The organism is Thermocrinis jamiesonii, from assembly GCF_000702425.1.
Lineage (GTDB): Bacteria > Aquificota > Aquificia > Aquificales > Aquificaceae > Thermocrinis > Thermocrinis jamiesonii.
The window spans coordinates 1-20,670 of sequence record NZ_JNIE01000007.1 but is presented as its reverse complement, the minus strand read 5'-3'; the positions used below and the strand labels follow the sequence as shown (position 1 = coordinate 20,670).

The 20,670-nt window shown below is 40.4% G+C and carries 25 protein-coding genes; 13 read left to right on the top strand and 12 right to left on the bottom strand.

The genetic code is table 11. The features are described from left to right. Positions 1-3 precede the first annotated feature (3 nt). From K217_RS0106880 to K217_RS0106855, 6 genes are read left to right on the top strand one after another with little or no spacing between them, the layout of a single operon-like run. Positions 4-1,260, top strand: coding sequence for an NADP-dependent isocitrate dehydrogenase (locus K217_RS0106880; protein WP_029552385.1), 1,257 nt, complete (start codon positions 4-6; stop codon positions 1,258-1,260). Continuing rightward, complete coding sequence (gene era, locus K217_RS0106875) at positions 1,257-2,165, top strand: GTPase Era (RefSeq protein ID WP_029552384.1); 909 nt, start codon at positions 1,257-1,259, stop codon at positions 2,163-2,165. The genes K217_RS0106880 and era overlap by 4 nt, the downstream gene beginning before the upstream one ends. Beyond that, positions 2,162-4,780, top strand: a complete 2,619-nt coding sequence (locus K217_RS0106870; RefSeq protein WP_029552383.1) for an EAL domain-containing protein — start codon at positions 2,162-2,164, stop codon at positions 4,778-4,780. The genes era and K217_RS0106870 overlap by 4 nt, the downstream gene beginning before the upstream one ends. A gap of 12 nt (positions 4,781-4,792) precedes the next feature. Next, on the top strand, positions 4,793-5,620 hold the full coding sequence (locus K217_RS0106865; RefSeq protein ID WP_029552382.1) for a metal ABC transporter substrate-binding protein: 828 nt from the start codon (positions 4,793-4,795) through the stop codon (positions 5,618-5,620). Next, positions 5,608-6,279, top strand: coding sequence for a metal ABC transporter ATP-binding protein (locus tag K217_RS0106860; RefSeq protein ID WP_029552381.1), 672 nt, complete (start codon positions 5,608-5,610; stop codon positions 6,277-6,279). The genes K217_RS0106865 and K217_RS0106860 overlap by 13 nt, the downstream gene beginning before the upstream one ends. Beyond that, the gene (locus K217_RS0106855; RefSeq protein WP_038028153.1) at positions 6,266-7,081 is read left to right on the top strand and encodes a metal ABC transporter permease; all 816 of its coding nucleotides are present in this window, start codon (positions 6,266-6,268) and stop codon (positions 7,079-7,081) included. Before K217_RS0106860 ends, K217_RS0106855 begins: the two co-directional genes overlap by 14 nt. On the opposite strand, the gene folK is transcribed toward K217_RS0106855, so the two are convergent. Next, entirely contained in the window at positions 7,037-7,537 is a 501-nt protein-coding gene (gene folK, locus K217_RS0106850) for a 2-amino-4-hydroxy-6-hydroxymethyldihydropteridine diphosphokinase (protein WP_029552379.1), read from the bottom strand. The two genes, K217_RS0106855 and folK, sit on opposite strands and share 45 nt — an antisense overlap. A gap of 36 nt (positions 7,538-7,573) precedes the next feature. Here folK and K217_RS0106845 point away from each other — a divergent pair, with 36 nt between their 5' ends. The 6 genes from K217_RS0106845 (at position 7,574) to K217_RS0106820 (ending at position 12,367) form a co-directional block, all read left to right on the top strand. Then, on the top strand, positions 7,574-7,816 hold the full coding sequence (locus K217_RS0106845; RefSeq protein ID WP_029552378.1) for a hypothetical protein: 243 nt from the start codon (positions 7,574-7,576) through the stop codon (positions 7,814-7,816). Next, positions 7,809-9,020 carry a bifunctional 3,4-dihydroxy-2-butanone-4-phosphate synthase/GTP cyclohydrolase II gene (locus tag K217_RS0106840; RefSeq protein WP_029552377.1) on the top strand — a complete coding sequence of 404 codons (1,212 nt, stop codon included), beginning with the start codon at positions 7,809-7,811 and terminating at the stop codon, positions 9,018-9,020. Before K217_RS0106845 ends, K217_RS0106840 begins: the two co-directional genes overlap by 8 nt. A 2-nt stretch (positions 9,021-9,022) precedes the next feature. Then, positions 9,023-10,021: a GTPase ObgE gene (gene obgE / locus K217_RS0106835; RefSeq protein ID WP_029552376.1), complete on the top strand. Its 999-nt coding sequence runs from the start codon at positions 9,023-9,025 to the stop codon at positions 10,019-10,021. A gap of 126 nt (positions 10,022-10,147) precedes the next feature. Then, positions 10,148-10,591, top strand: coding sequence for a copper chaperone PCu(A)C (locus tag K217_RS0106830; RefSeq protein ID WP_029552375.1), 444 nt, complete (start codon positions 10,148-10,150; stop codon positions 10,589-10,591). A 3-nt stretch (positions 10,592-10,594) separates the two neighbouring features. Continuing rightward, positions 10,595-11,086 carry a metal-binding protein gene (locus K217_RS0106825; protein WP_029552374.1) on the top strand — a complete coding sequence of 164 codons (492 nt, stop codon included), beginning with the start codon at positions 10,595-10,597 and terminating at the stop codon, positions 11,084-11,086. A 24-nt stretch (positions 11,087-11,110) separates the two neighbouring features. Next, positions 11,111-12,367, top strand: a complete 1,257-nt coding sequence (locus K217_RS0106820; protein ID WP_029552373.1) for an NfeD family protein — start codon at positions 11,111-11,113, stop codon at positions 12,365-12,367. Here K217_RS0106820 and K217_RS0106815 read toward each other — a convergent pair. The 11 genes from K217_RS0106815 to K217_RS0106765 form a co-directional block, all read right to left on the bottom strand. Continuing rightward, positions 12,364-12,732 carry a hypothetical protein gene (locus tag K217_RS0106815; protein ID WP_029552372.1) on the bottom strand — a complete coding sequence of 123 codons (369 nt, stop codon included), beginning with the start codon at positions 12,730-12,732 and terminating at the stop codon, positions 12,364-12,366. The two genes, K217_RS0106820 and K217_RS0106815, sit on opposite strands and share 4 nt — an antisense overlap. After that, on the bottom strand, positions 12,710-12,973 hold the full coding sequence (locus K217_RS0106810; protein WP_029552371.1) for a hypothetical protein: 264 nt from the start codon (positions 12,971-12,973) through the stop codon (positions 12,710-12,712). Before K217_RS0106810 ends, K217_RS0106815 begins: the two co-directional genes overlap by 23 nt. 2 nt (positions 12,974-12,975) lie before the next feature. Next, positions 12,976-13,239 (bottom strand): NifU family protein, encoded by a 264-nt coding sequence (locus K217_RS0106805; RefSeq protein WP_029552370.1) that lies wholly within the window; start codon positions 13,237-13,239, stop codon positions 12,976-12,978. A 61-nt stretch (positions 13,240-13,300) separates the two neighbouring features. Then, on the bottom strand, positions 13,301-13,936 hold the full coding sequence (locus K217_RS0106800; RefSeq protein WP_029552369.1) for a ComF family protein: 636 nt from the start codon (positions 13,934-13,936) through the stop codon (positions 13,301-13,303). Further along, complete coding sequence (locus K217_RS0106795; protein WP_029552368.1) at positions 13,933-14,595, bottom strand: potassium channel family protein; 663 nt, start codon at positions 14,593-14,595, stop codon at positions 13,933-13,935. Before K217_RS0106795 ends, K217_RS0106800 begins: the two co-directional genes overlap by 4 nt. Next, complete coding sequence (locus K217_RS0106790) at positions 14,592-15,920, bottom strand: TrkH family potassium uptake protein (RefSeq protein ID WP_029552367.1); 1,329 nt, start codon at positions 15,918-15,920, stop codon at positions 14,592-14,594. Before K217_RS0106790 ends, K217_RS0106795 begins: the two co-directional genes overlap by 4 nt. After that, positions 15,907-16,587, bottom strand: a complete 681-nt coding sequence (radC, locus tag K217_RS0106785) for a RadC family protein (RefSeq protein ID WP_029552366.1) — start codon at positions 16,585-16,587, stop codon at positions 15,907-15,909. Before radC ends, K217_RS0106790 begins: the two co-directional genes overlap by 14 nt. Continuing rightward, positions 16,587-16,844, bottom strand: coding sequence for a polysaccharide deacetylase family protein (locus tag K217_RS0106780; protein WP_029552365.1), 258 nt, complete (start codon positions 16,842-16,844; stop codon positions 16,587-16,589). The genes radC and K217_RS0106780 overlap by 1 nt, the downstream gene beginning before the upstream one ends. Further along, positions 16,837-18,219: a UDP-N-acetylmuramoyl-L-alanyl-D-glutamate--2,6-diaminopimelate ligase gene (locus tag K217_RS0106775; RefSeq protein WP_197017601.1), complete on the bottom strand. Its 1,383-nt coding sequence runs from the start codon at positions 18,217-18,219 to the stop codon at positions 16,837-16,839. The genes K217_RS0106780 and K217_RS0106775 overlap by 8 nt, the downstream gene beginning before the upstream one ends. A gap of 17 nt (positions 18,220-18,236) precedes the next feature. Continuing rightward, positions 18,237-18,716, bottom strand: coding sequence for a tetratricopeptide repeat protein (locus K217_RS0106770; RefSeq protein ID WP_029552363.1), 480 nt, complete (start codon positions 18,714-18,716; stop codon positions 18,237-18,239). Positions 18,717-18,809: 93 nt separating this feature from the next. Then, on the bottom strand, positions 18,810-19,316 hold the full coding sequence (locus K217_RS0106765) for a DsrE family protein (protein ID WP_029552362.1): 507 nt from the start codon (positions 19,314-19,316) through the stop codon (positions 18,810-18,812). Between the two features lie 104 nt (positions 19,317-19,420). Here K217_RS0106765 and K217_RS0106760 point away from each other — a divergent pair. Continuing rightward, a partial coding sequence (locus tag K217_RS0106760) for an IS200/IS605 family accessory protein TnpB-related protein (RefSeq protein WP_029552361.1) occupies positions 19,421-20,670 on the top strand: 1,250 nt, incomplete at its 3' end.

Genomic DNA, 20,670 nt, shown 5'->3' with positions numbered 1-20,670 from the left:
TTCATGGAAAGAGTTTATTATTGGTCTGGTAAGGCGGTTATACCCCAAGAGGGGCAGTTTATAAAGCTTAAAGAAGACAAAAGCTTGGAGGTCCCAAACAATCCTATCATCCCCTTCATAGAAGGAGATGGGATAGGTCCAGAAATTGCTCCGGCGATGATAATGGTTGTAAATAGGGCAGTTGAGAAGGCTTACGGTGGCTCAAGGGCTATATACTGGGTGGAACTTTTAGCTGGGGACAAGGCAGAGGAAAAAACCGGTGAAAGAATGCCCCAAGAAACCCTTGAGGTTTTAAAGTCCGCCATAGTGTCTATAAAAGGACCATTGGGAACACCCGTAGGAAAAGGAGGAAAGTCCTTAAACGCCATACTAAGGCAGTCTATGGACTTCTACTCCGCCATAAGACCCGTTTATTGGCTCGGACAACCTTCACCCATACCAAACCCAGAGAGGGTAAATTTAGCTATCTTTAGGGAAAACTCCGACGATGTTTATATGTCCATAGAATTCATGCCAAAGGATGAAAAAACTCAGAAGGTAAGGAAGTTTTTCATAGAAGAGATGGGGGTTTCTGAGTATGCACTGCCGGAAGACTGTGGAATAACTGTAAAGCCCATGAGCGAGTGGAAGACCAAAAGGCACGTAAGAAAAGCTCTAAGGTATGCACTGCAGAACAACAAAAGAGTGGTGGCGGTTGTAGGAAAAGGAAACATCATGAAGGCAACAGAAGGTGCATTTATGAACTGGGCCTTTGAGGTGGCAAAGGAGCCAGAGTTTGAAGGAAAAGTTATAACAGAAGGAGAGCCAAAGGAAGGACAGGTGCTTATGGTAAAGGTGATCACAGACCAGATGCTCATGCAGTTGGTTTTAAAGCCAGAGGCTTATGATGTGATAATCACTCAAAACCTAAACGGCGATTACATATCCGATTTGGCTTCTGCCTTGGTGGGAGGACCTGGTTTTGTGCCAAGCGGAAACATAGGAGATGGGTATGCGTTGTTTGAAAGCACCCACGGAACCGCTTATGACATAGCAGGAAAGGGCATAGCCAATCCCCTTTCTTTAACACTTTCGGGCGCTATGATGCTTGAATACTTAGGTTGGAAAGAAGCTTCTGAACTTATATACACCGCTGTGAAGGAAACTATAAAGGATAGGTTAGGAACCCCAGACATAGCCAATGGCTTTAAGAAAATGGGCATAGATGCCAAAGCTTTATCTACAGAAGAATTTGCAAAGGCTATAGTGGAAAGGATATGAAGGTTGGTTATGTTGCCATAGTCGGCAAGCCAAACGTAGGAAAATCCACACTTTTAAACAGTTTGATAGGTACTAAGGTATCCATAGTATCTCCAAAGCCGGGAACTACGAGGATAAGGGTTCTTGGCGTTAAGAATATACCCGATAAAGCCCAAATAATATTCTTGGATACTCCAGGTATATACAAGCCAAGGGATGCCTTAGGTGAGGCTATGATAGGCATAGCTGGAGCTTCTTTGCAGGATGCAGACGTAATACTGTTTATGATAGACGCAGAGGACGGTTGGAGAGATGATGATGAAATGGTTTTTGAAACCTACATAAAGCCCTATTCAAAGGAAAAGCACACTTTTTTGGTGATAAACAAGGTAGATAGGATAGGTCCTTTGGAAAATCTGTTACCTTTTGTGGAAGACATCTCCAAAAAGCATCCTGAGTTTAAAGAAATAATTCCCATAAGCGCCCTAAAGGGCTTTAACATAGACAGACTATTAAAGGTTATAGTTGATTACCTTCCAGAAGGGGAGCCCCTTTTCCCCGAAGAGATGACCACAGACATTCCCTTTAGACTTTTAGCAGCGGAGATCATAAGGGAAAAGGTTCTGCTGAAGGTTCATCAAGAAATACCACAGGGAGTGGCTGTGGTAGTAAATGAGGTCTCAGACGGAAGCCACGATCCAAGGGTGCTGGTTATAAAGGCAGACATAATAGTCGATAGAGAAAATTACAAACCTATAATCATAGGCAAAGACGGTCAGAGGCTAAAGTCCATAGGCAAGATGGCAAGGGAAGAGTTGGAAATTATAACCGGTAGGAAGGTCTATTTAGAATTATTCGTCAGAGTAAAGCCCGATTGGAGAAAAAGGCCAGAACTTGTAAAGAGCTTTGGATACAGGATAGAATGAGCTGGGATAAAATTGAGAATCTGGTAAAGGAATGGGAGTTTTACTCTGCGCTTCCTAAGGTTTTAAAACTGCTATGTGTTGAAGTGTCAGCCAGCAGATGTAACTTCTGGCGTGTGGAGAATGAATTTTTAGTTCCAGTATATAACTACGAAGCTGGAAAAGATGATTATATTTTAGAAGGCTTAGAAAGCTTGAACTTAAAATACTTTCCGAAGTATTACAAAACTCTGCTAAAAAGTAGCATAATCTTTGCTGAAGATGTAAATAAAGACCCTTCAACGTCTGAGCTTTCTGAGAATTACTGGAAACCATTCGGCGTACAGTCAACTGTGGATCTTATACTAAGATACAATAAAAAAGTAGTAGGTGTTTTATGCTTAGAATTTAAATACAAAAAAAGCTTTTCAAATGAGGATAGAACAAGGTTAAAGAGAATAAAAAATCTTTTGGAAAAAAGCTACGGGAAAACCCTAAGGTTGGAAAAGATTGGTTTTAAAAAACTTTTTGAACTAGTGTTAAATTCTCCAAATGTTTCTATAGTGCTAACAGACAAAAGCGGTATCATTAGGTTTGTGAACGAGACCTTTGAGAAGATCACCGGATTCAGTGCATTTGAAGCTATAAACAGAAAGGTATCTATTTTAAAATCTGGCCGCCATTCCAAAGAATTTTACAAAGAGCTTTGGGATACGATTTTGGCAGGAAAGGTTTGGAATGGGACTTTCATAAACAGGAAAAAGAATGGAAAGATTTATTATGAAAGAAAGACTATAATTCCTATAATTAAAAAAGGAGAAACACTAGGATTTTTATCCATAGGATATGAAGTAACGAAAGAAATCAAACTGCAAAAGATTAGATTCCTCTTTGGAGAGATGGTCAGAATAATAAGCACTTGTGAAGATGAGTATGAACTTCTCCAGAAAACGTGCGAGGCTATATACAAAACTGAAGATTACGAACTTGTGTGGATCGCAAAAAGACTAAACAGTTCCGTAGGTGTAGTTTATGCCTATGGAGTTGTGGAGTATTTAAAGGATTTGGAAATAAACCTTGAAGATCAAGGCTCTTCTCCAGACAATCCTATCAAAAGGGCCTTTTTAACAGGCAGGATATCGAAAATTAACAATCTTGATGAAATACCGCAAGCCAGTTGGAAAGATAAGGCAATCAGTTTTGGTTTTAAATCAGCAATCTCTATACCAATAAAGGTAGGAGATAGCGTTAAGTATGTAATTAACCTCTATTCTTCAGAGAAAGAAATCTTTACCGATGATGTGCTTAGGATTTTAGAAGAATTAGCTACAAACCTTGGAGTGGCCCTTGAGAAAATGGTTATGAAGAGAGATATGTTCAAGAAAGAATTTTACGACGGATTAACTGGCTTGCCAAATAGGAAGTTATTTTTGGAAAATATGAAATACAATATAGATTTAGCAAGGAGTTTTCAAAAAAAACTACTCTTGTTAGTCGTAGATATTTTCAATTTCAGCTTAATAAATGCAAACTATGGCGTTAATTTGGGAGATAGAATCCTATTGGCCTTTGTAGAAAAGCTTAAAAGCTTATGCCCGGAAGCTCATCTTATTGCAAGGACTGGTTCGGATGAATTTGCAATAGCCATATTTTTAGATAAAGACGTTAAAGATATTCTTCATAGAATAGAAGCTTTAAGAGAAGTGGATGTAAAAGTGGATGATCTAAAAGTTAAATTGTTCACTAACATAGGGGTTGCAGTCTATCCAAAGGATGCGGAAGATGGTAGATCTCTATTTGATAAAGCGATTGTGGCGCTAAAAAAGTGTAAGGAGCAGGGAAGGGGTTGTTATTGTATGTACGATGTTAGTCTGGAAACGGAGTTTAGAACAAGGTTAAGTTTTGAGGATGAAATTTCCTTAGCCTTGGAAAGGGGAGAGTTTTTACTTTATTACCAACCCATTGCAGATATCAAGAGTTTAAAACTATCTGGCGTTGAGGCGCTTATCCGTTGGTTTTCTCCAAAAAGAGGTTTTGTCTCTCCTGCCACCTTTATCCCTATAGCTGAATCCATGAACCTAATGAGAGATATAGATAAATTTGTTTTGAAGAGTGTGCAAAATTTTTTGCATAGGCTAAAGAATTCAGGCTATAGCATACCAAGTATCAGTATAAACCTAACTCCTTCCAATTTTGACCTTCTAGAAGAATTTTTTGAAGACAAGTTTTTTATAAGATGTATAAACATAGAAATAACGGAGAGGGAAGTGTTTGAAGTTCTTAAGTACGAAAAAGTGCTAAGTGACTTTTTGAAATTGGGTGGTAGCTTATCCATAGATGACTTTGGCACTGGTTATTCATCCCTCTCTTATCTTTCAGAGCTACCAGTTCGGTGCGTTAAGATTGACATTTCTTTTGTAAAGAAGATGCTTGAAGATGAAAAGGCCAAAAAAATTGTTGAAGCTATAATAGAAATTTCTAAGACCTTTGGTATAGAAAGCGTGGCAGAGGGCGTGGAGACAGAGGAACAGTATAATTTGCTTAAAAAACTCGGTTGTAACAAACTCCAAGGGTATTTCTACTCTCCACCTTTGAAGGAAGAAGAATTAGTTGAAAAATTTCTCAAGCCTAAAGCTTAAAATGTATAAACCATGAGGTTTGTTTTGGCTTTCTTTATTTTGATAAGCTTGAGTTTTTCCAAAGAATCTCTGGTAGCCACCACTTATCCAATTTACTATCCTTTGGTGTATTTAGCGGGAGAGATTTATAAAGTGCAGGTGCTGATAACTGCAAAAGCAGATGTTCATCATTACGAGCTTAAACCAAAGGATCGTAAGGCTTTGAAGGATGCAAAAGCGGTATTTACTCTTGGACTGGAAAGTTGGGAAAAAAGGCTACCAGTGGAAAAAAGCAAACTCTATTTTTTACACCAAGGTATTGAACTAATAACCGAAGGTAAGCACAAGGATCCCCACCTTTGGATGTCTCCAAGGTCCTATCAGAAACTGGTGGATAATATCTTCAAGGCACTGGTGGATATGGATCCCAACAACAGAGAACTTTATCAAAAAAGGTATGAAGAGTTTTCCAAGAAACTTAAAGAGCTGGATGGGGAATTTGGTAAAGTGCTGTCTGAATGCAAGAGCAGATGGCTTGTTTCCACGCACCATTCTTTAAGCTACCTTGCAAAGGATTACGGCCTTAAGGCGGTTGGTATCAAAGGAATCCACGCGGAAGAGGAACCCAAACCTTCCGAAATACTCAATCTCATCAAACTGATGAAAAGAGAATCTATAAAAGCGATTTTTGTGGAAGAGGGCTACAGCGACAATGTTGCCAAAAAACTTTCCCAAGACACGGGGGCAAGCATATACAGGATAAACACATCCCTGTATCCTACCAACCCAAAGGACGATTACTTTTCCATAATGTATAGAAACCTACAATCTTTGGCAGAGGGTTTAGATTGCAGGAGGTAATAAGGGTAGAGAACTTAAGGTTTAGATACAAAAAGGAAGAGCCTCTTATAGAAGACCTCAGCTTTTCTGTTTACAAAGGGGAGTTCTTTTGCGTAGTGGGTCCAAACGGTTGTGGTAAGACCACCCTCCTTAAGCTCCTTTTGGGTTTCCTAAAGCCCCACAGTGGAAAGATCTACATCTTTGGAGAAGACCTCAAAAGCTTTAATCGTTGGGAGAAGGTAGGTTATGTGCCTCAGAGGTTTAGCGTGGAGAGGTTTTGGACTGGGACGGTGGAGGAGCTTTTTAGAAAGGTCGCAAAGAAGGAAAAGGTTGGTTGGATTATAGCTTTTTTGCACCTTGAGGGCCTGTTAAAGAAGCAGTTTGCTAAGCTTTCTGGTGGAGAACAGCAGAAGGTGCTTTTGGCTTTGGCTCTTACAAAAAACCCAGACCTTCTAATTTTGGATGAGCCTCTAACAGGTTTGGACATACACGCTCAGGAACACATAGAAAACACCCTCAGGGAGATTGCCAAGGATAGGACGGTGGTAGTGGTTTCTCACGATATTGGCTTTGTTTTGCGAAATGCCAACAGGATGCTCTGCCTTGGTATGCAAGAGTATAAAATAACCTATCCTGAGCAATTTACCAAGCTCATAAGGGAACTTTATGGACTTCATTGAGAACCTCGGGCTTATCTATCAAGGCATCTTAGCAGGTATCTTTATAGCGCTATCTTGCTCTATGGTGGGAGTGTATCTTCTTATGAGAAGACTTTCTATGCTTGGCGCTGGTATATCCCATTCAGCTTTTGGTGGTATAGCACTGTCTTTTCTATTCGGAGTAGAACCCACTATCTTTACTCTGATTTACACCGCTCTGGTATCTTTTTTTATTCAGTTCATGATGGAGAGGAAAAATCTGCCCTCAGACACTATTTTGTCCCTCTTCTTTTCCTTTGGCACAGCCCTTGCGGTAATAATCCTCTCCTTAAGCGGTAGTTTGGGTCAGGAAATATACTCTTACCTTTTTGGAAGTATCCTAACAGTTTCAGAAATGGAGTTATACTTAAGCTTTGCGATTTTTATTCTATCTTTACTTATCTTTAAACTAAAGTACGATGACCTATTTTTGGTTCTGTTTAATGAGGAGATAGCAAGGTTAAGGGGTATAAACACCAGCTTTTTGAACTATATGTTTGTATTGTTAGCGGGTATAAACATAGTTCTTTCAATAAAGGTGGCTGGGCTTTTGCTTTCTGCATCTTTTGTAGCTCTTCCCTCTATGACCGCACTGCTGATAGCGAACTCCTTCTTTCAAACTTTTTTGCTTTCTGCTATGTTTGCATTCTTATCCGTAATCTTTGGTATTTTTGTTTCTCTGATCTACAACATACCTCCCAGTGGGTCCATAGTTATGATCATGGTTCTTCTTTTCCTATTATCCTTTGCTATCTATACCGTAAAGACACGCAAAGGGCTTTAGAGAAATCTCAATTTTATTGACATATTGCGAAAGCGGTGTTTTGTAAAGGGGATGTATAAGGTGGGGAGCTATCTCCAAAAGGGGGATCAAAACAAAATCCCTTTCTAAGAGATGGGGATGGGGAATTTTCAAAAAGCTAAGCATTATTATGTGGTCTTCGTAAAGCAGGATGTCTATGTCTATTTCCCGAGGTCCCCATCTACCCCTGTCCTTTCTTCCAAGAAGAATTTCCGACTTCTTTACCCGGTGAAGCAGTTCTACGGGCCTTAGGTTGGTTTCTACCATTACCACGCTGTTTAGAAAGCTCGGCTGATCTTTAACACCCCAAGGCTGGCTCTCATACACCGTGGAACACTTTAGAATTTTTCCGTAATTTTCTATATGGTCTAAGGCCTTTAGGATGTAGTTTAAGCGGTCCCCTACATTACTTCCCAAGCCCAAAAAACACAAAGCCAAATTTCAACTCCTCCTTGTGAGAATATATTATTTTTTATGATCAAATGGATTCTCTATCTTTTGGTAGCCTTTCTCATAATAGACCATCTTTGGATTCACTACGGCGGGCCATTTATAGAAAAATTGAGAGGTGAATACAGAGAGGAGTTAAAAAAAGCTGTTTCTGATGAGCAGGCGATAGAAGTGCAAAAAGCATACAAGCAAAGCATTTTGGATAAAATTTGGGAAAGTATAAGAAGTTTAGCTAAAAAAGACCAAGGAGGAGAAAAGGATGAGTGAATTTGTTTTTGCATCAATAGAAGAGGCTATTGAAGATATAAGGGAAGGCAAAATGGTTATAGTGGTGGATGATCCAGATAGGGAGAACGAGGGGGATTTGGTTATGGCTGCAGAAAAAGTCACCCCAGAAGCTATAAACTTTATGGCAAAGTATGCAAGGGGGCTTATATGCCTTACTCTTACTCCTGAAAGGTGCGAGGAGCTTGACTTATACCCTATGGCGATTAGAAACACAGATCCTAAGGGAACCTACTTTTGCGTTTCTATAGATGCCCATCCGAAGTATGGGACTACCACCGGCATATCTGCCTTTGACAGAGCTATCACCATAAAGTTGGCGGTCAGTCCAGACGCAAAACCTTCTGACTTTATAAGACCAGGACATGTTTTTCCCCTTAAGGCTAAACCTGGAGGAGTTTTGGAAAGGGCTGGACATACAGAAGCTTCTGTAGATTTGGCAAGATTGGCTGGGCTTTATCCCGCAGGTGTGATATGTGAGATAATGAAAGACGATGGGACTATGGCAAGGCTTCCTGATCTTGTGGAATTTGCCAAACGTTTTAACCTCAAGATAATAACCATAGCGGACCTCATACGGTATAGGCTTAAAAAAGAAAGACTTGTGGTAAGAGAAGCGACAGCAAACTTGCCTACCCGTTATGGATTCTTTAAGATCCACGCTTACAAGCATGTTCTTACCGGTGAAGAACAGGTAGCCCTTACAATGGGAGAGTGGAAAGAGGATGAGCCTGTGCTTGTGAGAGTTCATTCTGAGTGCTTGACAGGAGACGTGTTTAAGTCTCTCAGATGTGACTGTAGAGGTCAGCTTGAAGCGGCGCTTATGAAAATAGCAGAGGAAGGAAAGGGCGTGTTGGTTTATATAATGGGACACGAAGGTAGAGGTATTGGGATAGTAAATAAGATAAAGGCTTACGCTCTGCAGGATAAAGGATATGATACGGTGGAAGCTAATGAAAAGCTTGGATACGCTGCGGACCTGAGGGACTACGGTATAGGTGTGCAGATCCTTTTGGACCTTGGCGTCAGAAAGATGAGACTTCTTACAAACAACCCAAGGAAGATTGTAGCACTTGAGGGTTATGGATTGGAAGTGGTAGAAAGGGTCCCGCTGAAGGTAGAAGCTTGTGAGCACAATGAAAGGTATCTGCAAACAAAAAAACAAAAGCTTGGACACATGTTATGAGTATGTTTGTAGATCTGGTTAAGATCTATGTTAAAGCGGGAGATGGGGGTAATGGTGCGGTAGCTTTTCTGAGGGAAAAATACAGACCTTTTGGCGGACCAGCGGGCGGAGACGGTGGCAAAGGCGGAGATGTTATCCTCGTTGCTACTCATAGCAAGCACACTCTTTTGGACTTTGAATACAGAACAAAATTCAAAGCCCAAAACGGAGAGCACGGAAAAGGGAAAAATCAGGCAGGAAAGGATGGAGAGGACCTGATCATAGAGGTCCCTGTGGGAACAGTGGTAAAGGATGCCATCACAGGGGAAGTTATATGCGACTTAGTAGAAGAGGGACAAAGATGTGTAGTAGCAAAGGGTGGTAGAGGTGGAAGGGGCAATGCAAGGTTTGCTTCGCCTACCAATCAAGCACCTAAGTATGCAGAAAAAGGACAAAAAGGAGAAGAAAGATGGCTGATCTTAGAGCTAAAACTCATTGCGGACGTAGGTCTGATCGGACTCCCCAACGCAGGAAAGTCAACCCTTATATCAAAACTGACCAAGGCTAAGCCTAAAATAGCGGATTATCCTTTTACCACACTTTCGCCTGTGCTTGGAGTTTTGGAGTTAAGCGAAGAACACAGGCTTATTTTGGCAGACATTCCGGGGCTTATAGAAGGCGCCAGCCAAGGTAAAGGCTTAGGATTTGAGTTTTTAAGACATGTGGAAAGAACTAAGCTCTTACTTCACCTTATAGACGTATCTGACGGAAGGGATAAGGACCCAATTGAAGCTTTCCACATAGTAAACAGAGAACTTGAACAATACAGTCAAAAATTGCTGGAAAAAGAACAGATAGTGGTTGCTACAAAGATTGACTCTCTTTCTGACAGGAGCTTTTTAAATTATCTGGAAAATTACTTCAAAGAAAGGGGATATGAATTTTGCAGTATATCCTCCATAACAGGTGAAGGTTTGGAAAACCTAAAGAAACTTTTACTTAAGAAGTTTTTTTCAAGGTAGTAAAGTTCATTATGTAGTTCGAAAAACTCCCTAATTAGAGGGTTCCCCCAACCTCTCTGGGTTATGTTTGACACAGGTTAAATTTTGTGATAAATTTAAATTAACTATAACACAGGAGGTGCCATAATGGTAAAGGCTTTAATTTTAGGGTTATCTGCCTTAGGTTTTGCTTTAGCCCAACCAAAGATTGAAATCAAGGACCCATGGGTAAGGCTTGTGCCTCCAAATGCTAAAAATACCGCAGCCTATATGAAGATTGAAAACAAAGGCACAGAAGCAGACAGGCTCGTGGATGCCTCCAACAACGTATCCAGGATAACAGAATTGCACGAAACGGTAGGCGGAAAGATGCGCAGAGTTGATGCAATAGAGGTGCCGGCAGGGAAAACAGTTGAACTAAAGCCCGGTGGTTTGCATGTAATGATAATAGACCTAAAGGAACCTCTCAAAGAAGGACAAACTGTAGAGATCACCTTAAAATTTGAAAAATCTGGTGAGATAAAAGTTCAAGCTCCGGTAAAAAAAGGCATGGGGAAAATGGAACATAGTATGCACAAGCACGGACACTAAGCCTTGGCTTTAGCTAAGTCCCACGAGTTTTTAAACCTTTTTGCCCTGCCGGGCTTTCTTTACTTTTTACCAAAAGAAACATACCTACCCTTTATTTTGGGCTACACAATTGGAACCTTTTTCCTGTCTCCCGACTTAGACCTAAAACACTCCAAACCTACCAAAAGATGGAAATTTTTGAAAATTATTTGGTATCCATACCAGAAAGTTTTCAAACACCGTGGTCTTTCACATATCCCCATTTTAGGAACATTCCTAAGGCTATTTTACCTAATGTTTGTGCTAACCTTAATATACATTATGCTTTACCTACTTATTCCAAACCATTGGAAAGAGGGTTCAGAAATACTGTCAAGTATAAACCCCTTGGTTTTGATTGAAAGTATAGCTTACAAAGAATGGGCATTTTATACAATACTTGGACTATTGGCCTCCGAACTTATGCATATAGTGGTTGATGTGCTGTGGAGCTTGTGGGTGAGAATAAGACCTTAGAAATTTATTTTAAACTAATTGATTATGATCGTTTTACTTTTTTCCCTCATACTCTTTAGCTTATCCTTTGGGAAGATCTTTTACGCAAAGTGGGATGATGTGGTTAGTCCTATAATGCTTGAGTATGTAAAAAGGAACATAGCTAAGGCAGAAAAGGAAAACGGAACGCTCTTTATCCTTGAACTTAACACCCCCGGAGGGCTTGAAACTTCCATGAGGCAAATAATTCAAGAGTTTCAGAAAACACCTTTACCGGTGGTGGTGTATGTTTATCCTCCTGGTGGAAGAGCGGCCTCAGCTGGTGCAATAATAACTGCTTCTGCAGACATAGCAGCGATGGCTCCAGGGACAAACATAGGAGCAGCCCATCCAGTTCAAGTAAGTGGAGAAAAAATGGAAGAAGCGGTCAAAGAAAAGGCTCTTCAGGATATGTTAGCTTTTGTTAGGTCCATAGCAAAGGAAAAAGGTAGAAATCCAGAGGTGCTTGAAAAAATGGTTAAAGAGAGCATTTCCCTTACGCCGGATGAAGCCCTAAGGGAAGGGGTGATAGACCTTATAGCGGTAGATAAAACTGATCTTCTGAAGAAGCTGGACGGTAGAAAAGTAAAGAAACACGGGAAAGAAATAATTATAAAAACCTCTGGCTTGCCGGTAGTGGATGTGCAAGAGAGTCTTAGAGAATCCTTTTTAAAAATCATCACAAACCCTACGGTAGCTTACATGCTTCTCTTGATAGGATTTTACGGTATATTCTTTGAACTTTACAATCCAGGATCCATAATCCCCGGTGCGGTAGGTGTGGTTAGCCTTCTCTTAGGTTTATATGGTTTGGGAGTTATTGGTATAAACTGGCTTGGTTTGCTTCTTATTTTAGCTGGTTTGCTCCTGCTTGTGTTAGAGCTGATTACTCCGACCTTTGGTGGATTAGCTATAGCAGGTATTATAGCCCTGGCTATAGGTTCCTTAGTTTTGATCGGTCCAGATTCTCCCTACGGAGACATTCCCCTGTCTGTTATAGTTACCATGGTCTTTGCCACTGCCTTTTTCTTTTTGGTTGCAGGAAGGCTCGGTTTAAAAGCGCAGAAAAGAAAAAAGATGACTGGATACGAAGAGCTTATAGGAGAAGAGGGAGAGGCAATGGTGGATTTTGAAGGTGGGAAAGGAAAGGTCTTCATAAAAGGTGAAATATGGAATGCAATAAGTAAAGACGACATTAAAAAAGGTGAAAGAGTGTTGGTAGAAGAAGTCAAGGGTCTGACGCTTTACGTAAAGAAAATCTAAGCATTTTCTTCTTTCTCGGAAAATCTATGATGGCAGAATGGACATACAATAGCCTTTCTATGAACCTCAGAGTAACACATGCTACACCTTTTTTTACCTTTTAAAAGCAAGAATAGATTTATGTGGAAAAGGTGTTTTATTAAAAAGTAAACAAACAACACGCTCAAGATTATAGTCCAACCCTTCAAAGGTGTTATAAGTTCAAAATTTACTGTCCATAGGTAAGTGGTAGATATGGACGCAATCCAAAAGGCTATTCTTCTTTCCAAGAATACTTGGGCTAATATCTGGAGTAATGCTAAATAGACAAAAAACTGAAAGACCGAGTTTAAAAACAGAGGTTCAAGAAAGTTTAGGAAAGCCAACTTTTAAAAACCCCCTAATTATAGTGTGTATCAAAAGTCCAACGAAAAAGCCGACAATAAGGGTTATAGCATTCACAACTCCGCTTTTTAGCAAAAGAAATGCCATCAAAAGGGCAAAAACAAAGGCTCTGATGGGATAAGTAGCCAATGCTAAAAAAGTGCCACGCCTAAGAACTATGTAAAGTACTTCAACGTAAAGTATGCCTACCGCTATTCCCAGCAGTAAGTAAAAAGCAGACAAACTTAAAAACCGAAGGTAGTTGGTATATCTAAGTTAACATCCCTTACTTCCTTTATTTCGGGAAATCTGCTCTTTAAAGCCCTTTCTATACCAGCCTTTAGGGTAAGCATAGACATACCACAACCAGCACAGGCTCCCATCATTCTAACCAATACAACTCCATCCTCTTGAACATCCACCAGTTCTACATCTCCACCGTCAAACCTAAGAGCGGGCCTTATTTCATCCAAAACCGCTTCAATTTCTTCCCTTGTGGGCATTGCCATCCTTAATCACCTCCTTAAGTATTAATATAATACATAAGGGTTTTTGAACAACTTCGGCAGTCTATAATGAGCGTGCCAAAAAGAACGCATAGGTTTCTTTTACACCTACTGAAACTAAAAGCTCACAAAGTCTTGAGATGGTCTCTCCTGTAGTCAGTATATCATCCACCACTAAAACCTTTGCACCCTCCAACAGATCTGCCCACTCTTTCCTTAAGGTGTGCGACAGAACCGCTTTCTTTCTCTGTTCCCTTTCCATATTAGCCATAGGTGGGTCAAAGCCCTTCCTTTTAAATATTCTCTGATAGGGAACCTCTGCACCTTTTAGGATCTCCTCCACATGATTAAAGCCCCTGACCCAAAACCTTCTTAAGTTTAGCTCAGGAAAGGTTATTAGGTCCGGTTTGACCTCATGTATGTATTCCCACAAAGATTGGCTTATGAGGGCTCCCAACTTTCTGGCAAGAAAGGGATTATTGTAAAACTTTATGTGAAGTATGGCACTCCTTAGGGGACCATCGTAAGTAGAAAAGACTCTGTAGGAAAAAAGATAAGGTATGGCCTTATATTCCATTGAATACGCAGGCTTTATACGCTCAAGACAGTCTAAACAAAGAAAGTGATCTTTAAACGCTTCCTTTTCGCAGTGAATACACTGACTTAGGGAAAGGGACAAAAGTCTGAGCAGATTTCTCATTGAGAGGTTAGCTTAGCCAACTGCTCTGTGGTCCCAAGAACAACCAAAATGTCCCCCTCAAGGATCTTTTCCTCTCCTGAAGGATTTACCAGCATGCTGTCCTGACGCTTGATCGCCAACACACTTACCCCAAAACGTCTTCTTAGATCTAACTCCCTAAGGGTTTTCCCAAACAGGGCTTCAAAAGCTTTTATTTCAAATATACTAAATTGGTCACCTATGGGAATTTCTTCTATGAACTGACCCATAAGCAAAGAGTGGGCAAGCCTTATAGCCATGTCCCTTTCCGGATAGATTACCCTATCTACTCCAAGTCTTTCCAAAATCTTGCCGTGCATAGGATTAGCCGCTTTGGCGATAACCTCTTTTACTCCTAACTCTTTCAGTTGAACTACTATAAGAATGCTTGCCTCTATGTTTTCTCCTATGCTCACCACAACAGTATCTGCATTGACTATACCCGATTCTTTTAGAGCCTTTTCGTCAGTGGCATCAAGGACAAAGGCCATGGATACAAGGTCTGCTATCTGCCGAACCTTTTCCTCATCCGAATCGCAGGCTATGACTTCTGCTCCACCTTGAGCTAAGGTCTTAGCTACGTGGTAACCAAACCTTCCAAGCCCTATAACTCCAAAGATTTTATCCTTTATCCTTTTCATAGCAGTATTCTCGCTTCAGGGGGTTTTACTCTGCTCTCTTTGCCTTTACCGTAGATGGCAAGCATAAAGCTCAGTATTCCCACCCTTCCCATAAGCATAGTAATTATAATTATCATCTTACCAATTGGAGAAAAGTCTGCACAAAAACTAAGACCCTGAGAGTTCCCCACAGAAAGGCCAACCGGAGAGAAGGCAGATACCGTTTCAAACAGCGTAGGAAGCAAGGGTGTTCCCTCCAGCTTGGTTAATAGAAGGGTGACAAAGGTAGTGTATGCAAAGGAGAGAATAAATATAGTTATTGCCCTTTGGACGGTAGTCTCGGCAACTCTCCTTTCAAATATAACAATTTGGTTTTTTCCGCTCAGGTAACTGTGCACTACCAAAAGGATTACCACCGCTGTGGTTATCTTTATTCCCCCACCGGTGCCACCTGGACCAGTGCCTATGAACATTAAAATTATTATCCAGAATAAACTACCTTCGGAAAAATCTTTTAGATCCACCGTGCTAAAGCCTGCAGTCCTTGCGGATACGCTGTGGAAAAAAGCTACCAGTATTCTCTCCCTTAGGCTAAGCTCTTTCCATTGGATGGTTTCCGTCAAAAGCAGGACAAATCCCCAAAAAAGCAAAAGCCCAGTGAAGGTTATCACTATCTTGGTGTGAGTAGACAGTCTGAGAACCTGTCCTCTGTAATAAAGTATCAGCTCTTGAATTACATAAAAGCCAAGACCACCCAAAATGATCAGCACCGAAAAAATAATGTTTACCGGTATGTTTCCTCTGTAAGGCGCAAGACCATCTGGAAGTATGCTAAAGCCTGCGTTGTTAAAGGCAGAAACCGAATGAAAGATTCCTTGCCATAGGGCATTCAGCGGATTTGAGAAGTCCCTAAGGAATAAAATGAAAAGAAAAAAGGCTCCCGTAAGTTCTATTAAAAAAACCACTGGAACGATTCTTTTTATAAATCTTACCAGCCCGTGCATACCGGGATAGTTCATAGACTCAGCCAGAAGTAGCCTGTCCCTTAAGCTCAGCTTTCTTCTTAGCAATATCAAAAAGTAGGTGGTAAATCCCATGTATCCGAGACCACCTATTTGAATAAGCGCAAGGATTATTAGCTGACCAAAGGGGGTAAAGGTGGAAGGAGTATCAACCACCACCAACCCTGTTATAGTGGTCGCAGAGGTTGCAGTAAAAAGGGCATCTAAAAAGCTTATGTCTTTGTATGTGGAGATAGGAAGAAGAAGAAAAAAGGAACCTACGAGTATGACCAATATGTAGGAGAGAAGGATCAGCCTGTGGGGAGTAAGTTCAAAGGTAACCATTGGCTTTCATGGAGTAATAATTGTCTTTGGTGAGGATAATGTGGTCGAGCAGTTCAAAACCCAAAAGCTGGCACGCCTGCTTTAGCCTTTGGGTAAATTCTATGTCTTCTTTTGAGGGTTTAGCCTCTCCCTTGGGGTGGTTGTGAAGGACTATTATTGAACTACATCCATTTTGTATGGCTCCGTAAAGGATATCCTTTGGTTCCGCATATAAGGAGTTCATCCTACCAATGGCTACCACTTCAAAGTTTATTACCTTGTTTGTGGGTGTAAGATAAAGGGCTATTAGGTGTTCTCTTCTTTCGTCCAGTTGGACTTTTTCTTTTACAAACCTGTAGACTTCTTGCGGTGATGATATTTTAAACCCTGAGTATGGATCACTTATCCTTTTTGACAGTTCTATAATCGCCTTTAGCTGACAGGCTTTGGCAAAACCTAAACCTTTTATTTCTTTTGTTAGCTGTTCTACGCTCATAGAACTTATCTTGTTCCAACCTAACTCTGCCACCTTTTTAGCTAAACTCATTACATCCTCCCCTTTACTGCCAGATCCAAAAATTATGGCAACTAGCTCTTCGTCTGACAACACCTCAGCTCCAAGCTTGCTTAACTTTTCCCTCGGTCTTAGATCTTTTGGAATTTTCTTTATAGGTTTCTCTTCATACATTACGAGCCGAGCATAAAGTCAAGGATAGAAGCTTCTATCTGCACTTCCCAGTCCTGAAGGCTTTGCTCTTTGTTTTCTACCTGCACGTATCCATCCCTTTCCAAATATAGAAGGATCTTTGCCAGGTTGGCAAGACCGCAGAGTCTTGCAGATTGCAGGTTAGTGATTTTCACCTTGGGAAAGGGTGTTTCTGCCTCCTTGTAGATCCTCAAAAGTTCATCTCTGAGATGGTAATAAAGGTTCTCAAGGTCACACATTAAAAACCTCCTTTACCACATCCTGATCTCTAAAAGGATACTTTATACCTTTTATCTCCTGATAATCTTCATGGCCCTTTCCTGCGATTAAGATTACGTCCCCTTCCTTTGCATTCTGCAGTGCAAGCTTTATTGCTTCCCTCCTGTCCTTTTGAACGATAACCTTGTTCAAATTCTTTATTCCTTTTAGTATATCACCTATTATCTCTTCTGGTTCCTCCCACCTTGGGTTATCGGAAGTAACAACAACCACATCTGCCCACTTTTCCGCTACCGAGCCCATAAGCGGTCTTTTAGTCTTGTCCCTGTTTCCACCTGCACCAAAGACTACCCATAACTTTTTTTTGGTGAGCTTTTTGGCTGTGATTAGCACTTTTTCTAAGGCGTCTGGTGTGTGGGCGTAATCCACGATTGCCAACTTTCCGTCCTTGGAGAAAGTTTCAAACCTACCGGGCACCAAAACATGCTTAACACCCTCCTGTATAGCATCCCTTTCCAAACCAAAGAGAAAGCCTACAAGAATGCTGGCACTTAAGTTGTAAGCTTGAAAGTCTCCCCTCAAATTTGAAGAAAACTCAAAGGTTTTTCCCTGCCACTCCAATTTTAGCCTACTGCCTTCCAAGGAAGTTTGGAAATCTAAAATTTTCAGATCTCCCCTTTTTCCGTAAGTCAAAGCTTTTCCCCGCAGTTCTTCAAGGATCCTTTGACCGTAAGGATCATCCGCATTAATTATGGCATAATCCCACTCGTATTCCTTAAAAAGCCTAAGCTTAGCTCTAAAGTAGTTTTCCATGGTGCCGTGGTAATCAAGATGGTCCTGAGACAGGTTAGTAAAGAGAGTAATAAAAAACTTTGTGCTCCATGTTCTTTTTTGATCCAGTGCGTGGGAAGATATTTCCGAAACTACAGCCTTTGCCCCGTCATTTAGCATCTGTCTGAGGGTTTGGTGCCACTTTACAGGGTCCGGCGTGGTTCTTCCTTCGTATTCATACACCTTTTCCCTAAATCTGTAATATATTGTGCCCATCAAACCTGTAGGTATCCCCCCTTTGTTTAGTATGGACTCTATTAAATGGGTTGTGGTAGTCTTTCCGTTGGTGCCTGTAACACCTACGACCTTAAGGTTTTGAGAAGGCTTTCCAAAAAATTCGTTTGCAAGCTCTCCCAAAACCTTGCGTGTATCCTCCACCTTGACTATTCTTGGATCCTGAATGCCTATGTCCTTCTCTACATAAACCAAAGAGGCTCCTTTTTCTAAAGCTTCCTTTACAAACTGATGACCATCTACGGATGTGCCCTCAATGGCAACAAAGATCCATCCTTCCTGGACTTCTTTTGAATTTTGAGTTATTCCCTTGCTTGGAAAAGGGCTCACCGGAAAAATATTTTAAATCAATTTAACATAGCAAGTATCTGATGCCTTAGGATGTGGGCTGGTTTGTAATTTGGGGCTATTCTTATAGCGTTTTCCAGTTCCCACAATGCTTCTTTAAACATACCCTTTGCCAAATACACACGGGCAAGGTTCATATGAGGATAGTGCCTTGGTTCGTAGTTTTTTGCAACTATTGCTTTTTTCAACCAAGGAATAGCTTCATCATACCTTCCAAGAGCTATAAGATAAGAGCCGATATCGTTGTATGGGTTTCCAAAATCTGGGTCTAGTTCAATGGCCTTCAAACACAGTTCTATAGCTTTTTCGTAGTCTCCCTTCATGCTGTATGCCCAACCCATAAAGGTGTAGGTAATGGCGGTAGGGTAAATTTCAGCTGATTTTTCGTAAAGCTCTATTGCCCTATCAAGCTCCCCAAGCATGTGATATTTGTAAGCTTCTTGAAAAAGTTCTTCCGCAGACCTCTTTAGATCTTCCATAGTTATTAAATATAAGTAAGCTAATAAAATTTGACAATGTTTTACTAATATTTACCCTATAGTTTTTCCTTTTTAAATCTTGCTATCTAAGGCTTACTGAACCTTTATGTAAGCATATCCCTTAGCTTGCAACTCTCCAATTGCCCCTACTCCAGAAGGCACTAGCTTACAAAAATCATACAACTTTTCAGCGTCCAGCTTTAATCTTTTGATAGTTATTTCGCATATAAGTGGTTCCACACCATAGATGTTTAGATCTCTAAGTTCTTGTTCTATGGCTTTAGTATCTATATTCTCTTTCTCCCAAGGGCTTCCAGTTAAATCTTTCATAAAGAATTTCACACCTGCACCATGAGCAACTATAACTATCTTAACCTTTGTAGGATCATTATCATAAACCGATAAATGGTTTCTTATATTACGCAACATTGTTTTAAACCTCTTCTCTTCTCCAAAATCCGCATGATAGACCACGTTAATTTCTGCCTCTCTTTTTAAATCACTAAAGCCCAGCTTTTTAGAACGTCCGTAAGCGAATTTACTTAAAATTGGCATAGAGCCTAATAGGCCTAGAAATGCAAAAAACCCTCTTCTATCCATGGTAGAACCTCCTTTTAGTTTTAATTAATCTCTATTAGAAGATATTGTCAAGTGGTAAAGGTTGTTCTAAAAATCCTTCAAGGTAGTTATAATAAAAGCCTAAGATGTATGTAAGCGTGCAGTTTAAACTCCAGCTAAACAGTTCCGACAGAAAAAAGCTCTTCCAGCTAATGCGTAAGCAATCATCCGCTATAAGGTCAGCTTATAAACTGCTGAGAGACAAAAACTCCCATAACCAAATATACCAAAAGCTAAGACAACTGTTTCCTGACTTACCTACCAAATACATAGACTCTGCTATCTACAAAGCAAAACAGTATCCAACAGATAAAAAAGTCGTGTTTGGCGGTAAAGCCCTTTTTGAAAGGCTCTGTAAAAACAGAGACGAGAAAAGTAGGGAAAAGTTAAAAAGAAAGTGGAAAGAACAAAGACAGGGAACTTTAATAAGCGTAGGATCAAAGGCAGATAAAGGCAACAGACTTTTGAGGTTTGAAAGCATAAACGGAAAGCTTCACTTAAGAATTACAACAGGGAATAGGGAACTTATTTATGCAAAGGTATTAAGAAAACCAAGCAATGAAAAAGACAAGTGGAACACGTTTTTGACTATGCTTCACACGAGTTGGCAAAGTAAAGTTTATTTCCCTTACACAGTAGAGCTAAAGCTAAGGGATGGAGAGATTTATGGGAATGTTTCTTTTGAAGTTCCTACACCTGAGGTATGGCTAACCAAAGAGTATGGAGTGATAGCCATAGACACAAACGCAAGTCCTTTGCATTTAGCTTTAGCAGAAGTAAGCCCTGATGGAAATCTTTTGAGCTATCAAAGTATTAGCTTACACGAGTTTATGGGCTATCCAAAAAACAGAAGGGACTACGAAGAGTGGCTTTTGGCACACAGAATAGTAGAAATAGCAAAAGAGAAAGGAAAAGCTATAGCTATAGAAAACTTAAAGAAAGTCAATCGTGGTTATCGTGGGGATGGGAAGGCTAAGCTAAGGAAGAGACTACATCATTGGAACTTTAAGAGCTTGCTTTCAAAGATTGAAAGAACTGCAAAGCTAAATGGGATAGAGGTTATCAAGGTAGATCCCGCTTTCACTTCTGTTATAGGAGCACTAAAATATGCACCACAGCTTGGGATAGACAAAGACATAGCGGGCGCATACGTGATAGGAAGAAGGGCTTTAGGTTTTAAGGAAGAAATCCCAGAGAACTATCTAAAACTTCTTTCAGACAAGGAATACTTGGAGTATGCAATCTGCACTTACGAAAAGAAAGAAAAAGAGCTAAAAGAAAAACTCAAGAAAGAGACAAACCAATACAAAAGAAATGCCATAAACTCTGAGCTAAA

Bases quoted from the DNA above. Each gene is read 5' to 3' on its own strand.
- K217_RS0106880 (WP_029552385.1), top strand. From the start codon at position 4: ATGGAAAGAGTTTATTATTGGTCTGGTAAGGCGGTTATACCCCAAGAG.
- era (WP_029552384.1), top strand. From the start codon at position 1,257: ATGAAGGTTGGTTATGTTGCCATAGTCGGCAAGCCAAACGTAGGAAAA.
- K217_RS0106870 (WP_029552383.1), top strand. From the start codon at position 2,162: ATGAGCTGGGATAAAATTGAGAATCTGGTAAAGGAATGGGAGTTTTAC.
- K217_RS0106865 (WP_029552382.1), top strand. From the start codon at position 4,793: ATGAGGTTTGTTTTGGCTTTCTTTATTTTGATAAGCTTGAGTTTTTCC.
- K217_RS0106855 (WP_038028153.1), top strand. From the start codon at position 6,266: ATGGACTTCATTGAGAACCTCGGGCTTATCTATCAAGGCATCTTAGCA.
- K217_RS0106845 (WP_029552378.1), top strand. From the start codon at position 7,574: ATGATCAAATGGATTCTCTATCTTTTGGTAGCCTTTCTCATAATAGAC.
- K217_RS0106840 (WP_029552377.1), top strand. From the start codon at position 7,809: ATGAGTGAATTTGTTTTTGCATCAATAGAAGAGGCTATTGAAGATATA.
- obgE (WP_029552376.1), top strand. From the start codon at position 9,023: ATGTTTGTAGATCTGGTTAAGATCTATGTTAAAGCGGGAGATGGGGGT.
- K217_RS0106830 (WP_029552375.1), top strand. From the start codon at position 10,148: ATGGTAAAGGCTTTAATTTTAGGGTTATCTGCCTTAGGTTTTGCTTTA.
- K217_RS0106820 (WP_029552373.1), top strand. From the start codon at position 11,111: ATGATCGTTTTACTTTTTTCCCTCATACTCTTTAGCTTATCCTTTGGG.
- K217_RS0106805 (WP_029552370.1), bottom strand. From the start codon at position 13,239: ATGGCAATGCCCACAAGGGAAGAAATTGAAGCGGTTTTGGATGAAATA.
- K217_RS0106800 (WP_029552369.1), bottom strand. From the start codon at position 13,936: ATGAGAAATCTGCTCAGACTTTTGTCCCTTTCCCTAAGTCAGTGTATT.
- K217_RS0106795 (WP_029552368.1), bottom strand. From the start codon at position 14,595: ATGAAAAGGATAAAGGATAAAATCTTTGGAGTTATAGGGCTTGGAAGG.
- K217_RS0106790 (WP_029552367.1), bottom strand. From the start codon at position 15,920: ATGGTTACCTTTGAACTTACTCCCCACAGGCTGATCCTTCTCTCCTAC.
- radC (WP_029552366.1), bottom strand. From the start codon at position 16,587: ATGTATGAAGAGAAACCTATAAAGAAAATTCCAAAAGATCTAAGACCG.
- K217_RS0106780 (WP_029552365.1), bottom strand. From the start codon at position 16,844: ATGTGTGACCTTGAGAACCTTTATTACCATCTCAGAGATGAACTTTTG.
- K217_RS0106770 (WP_029552363.1), bottom strand. From the start codon at position 18,716: ATGGAAGATCTAAAGAGGTCTGCGGAAGAACTTTTTCAAGAAGCTTAC.
- K217_RS0106765 (WP_029552362.1), bottom strand. From the start codon at position 19,316: ATGGATAGAAGAGGGTTTTTTGCATTTCTAGGCCTATTAGGCTCTATG.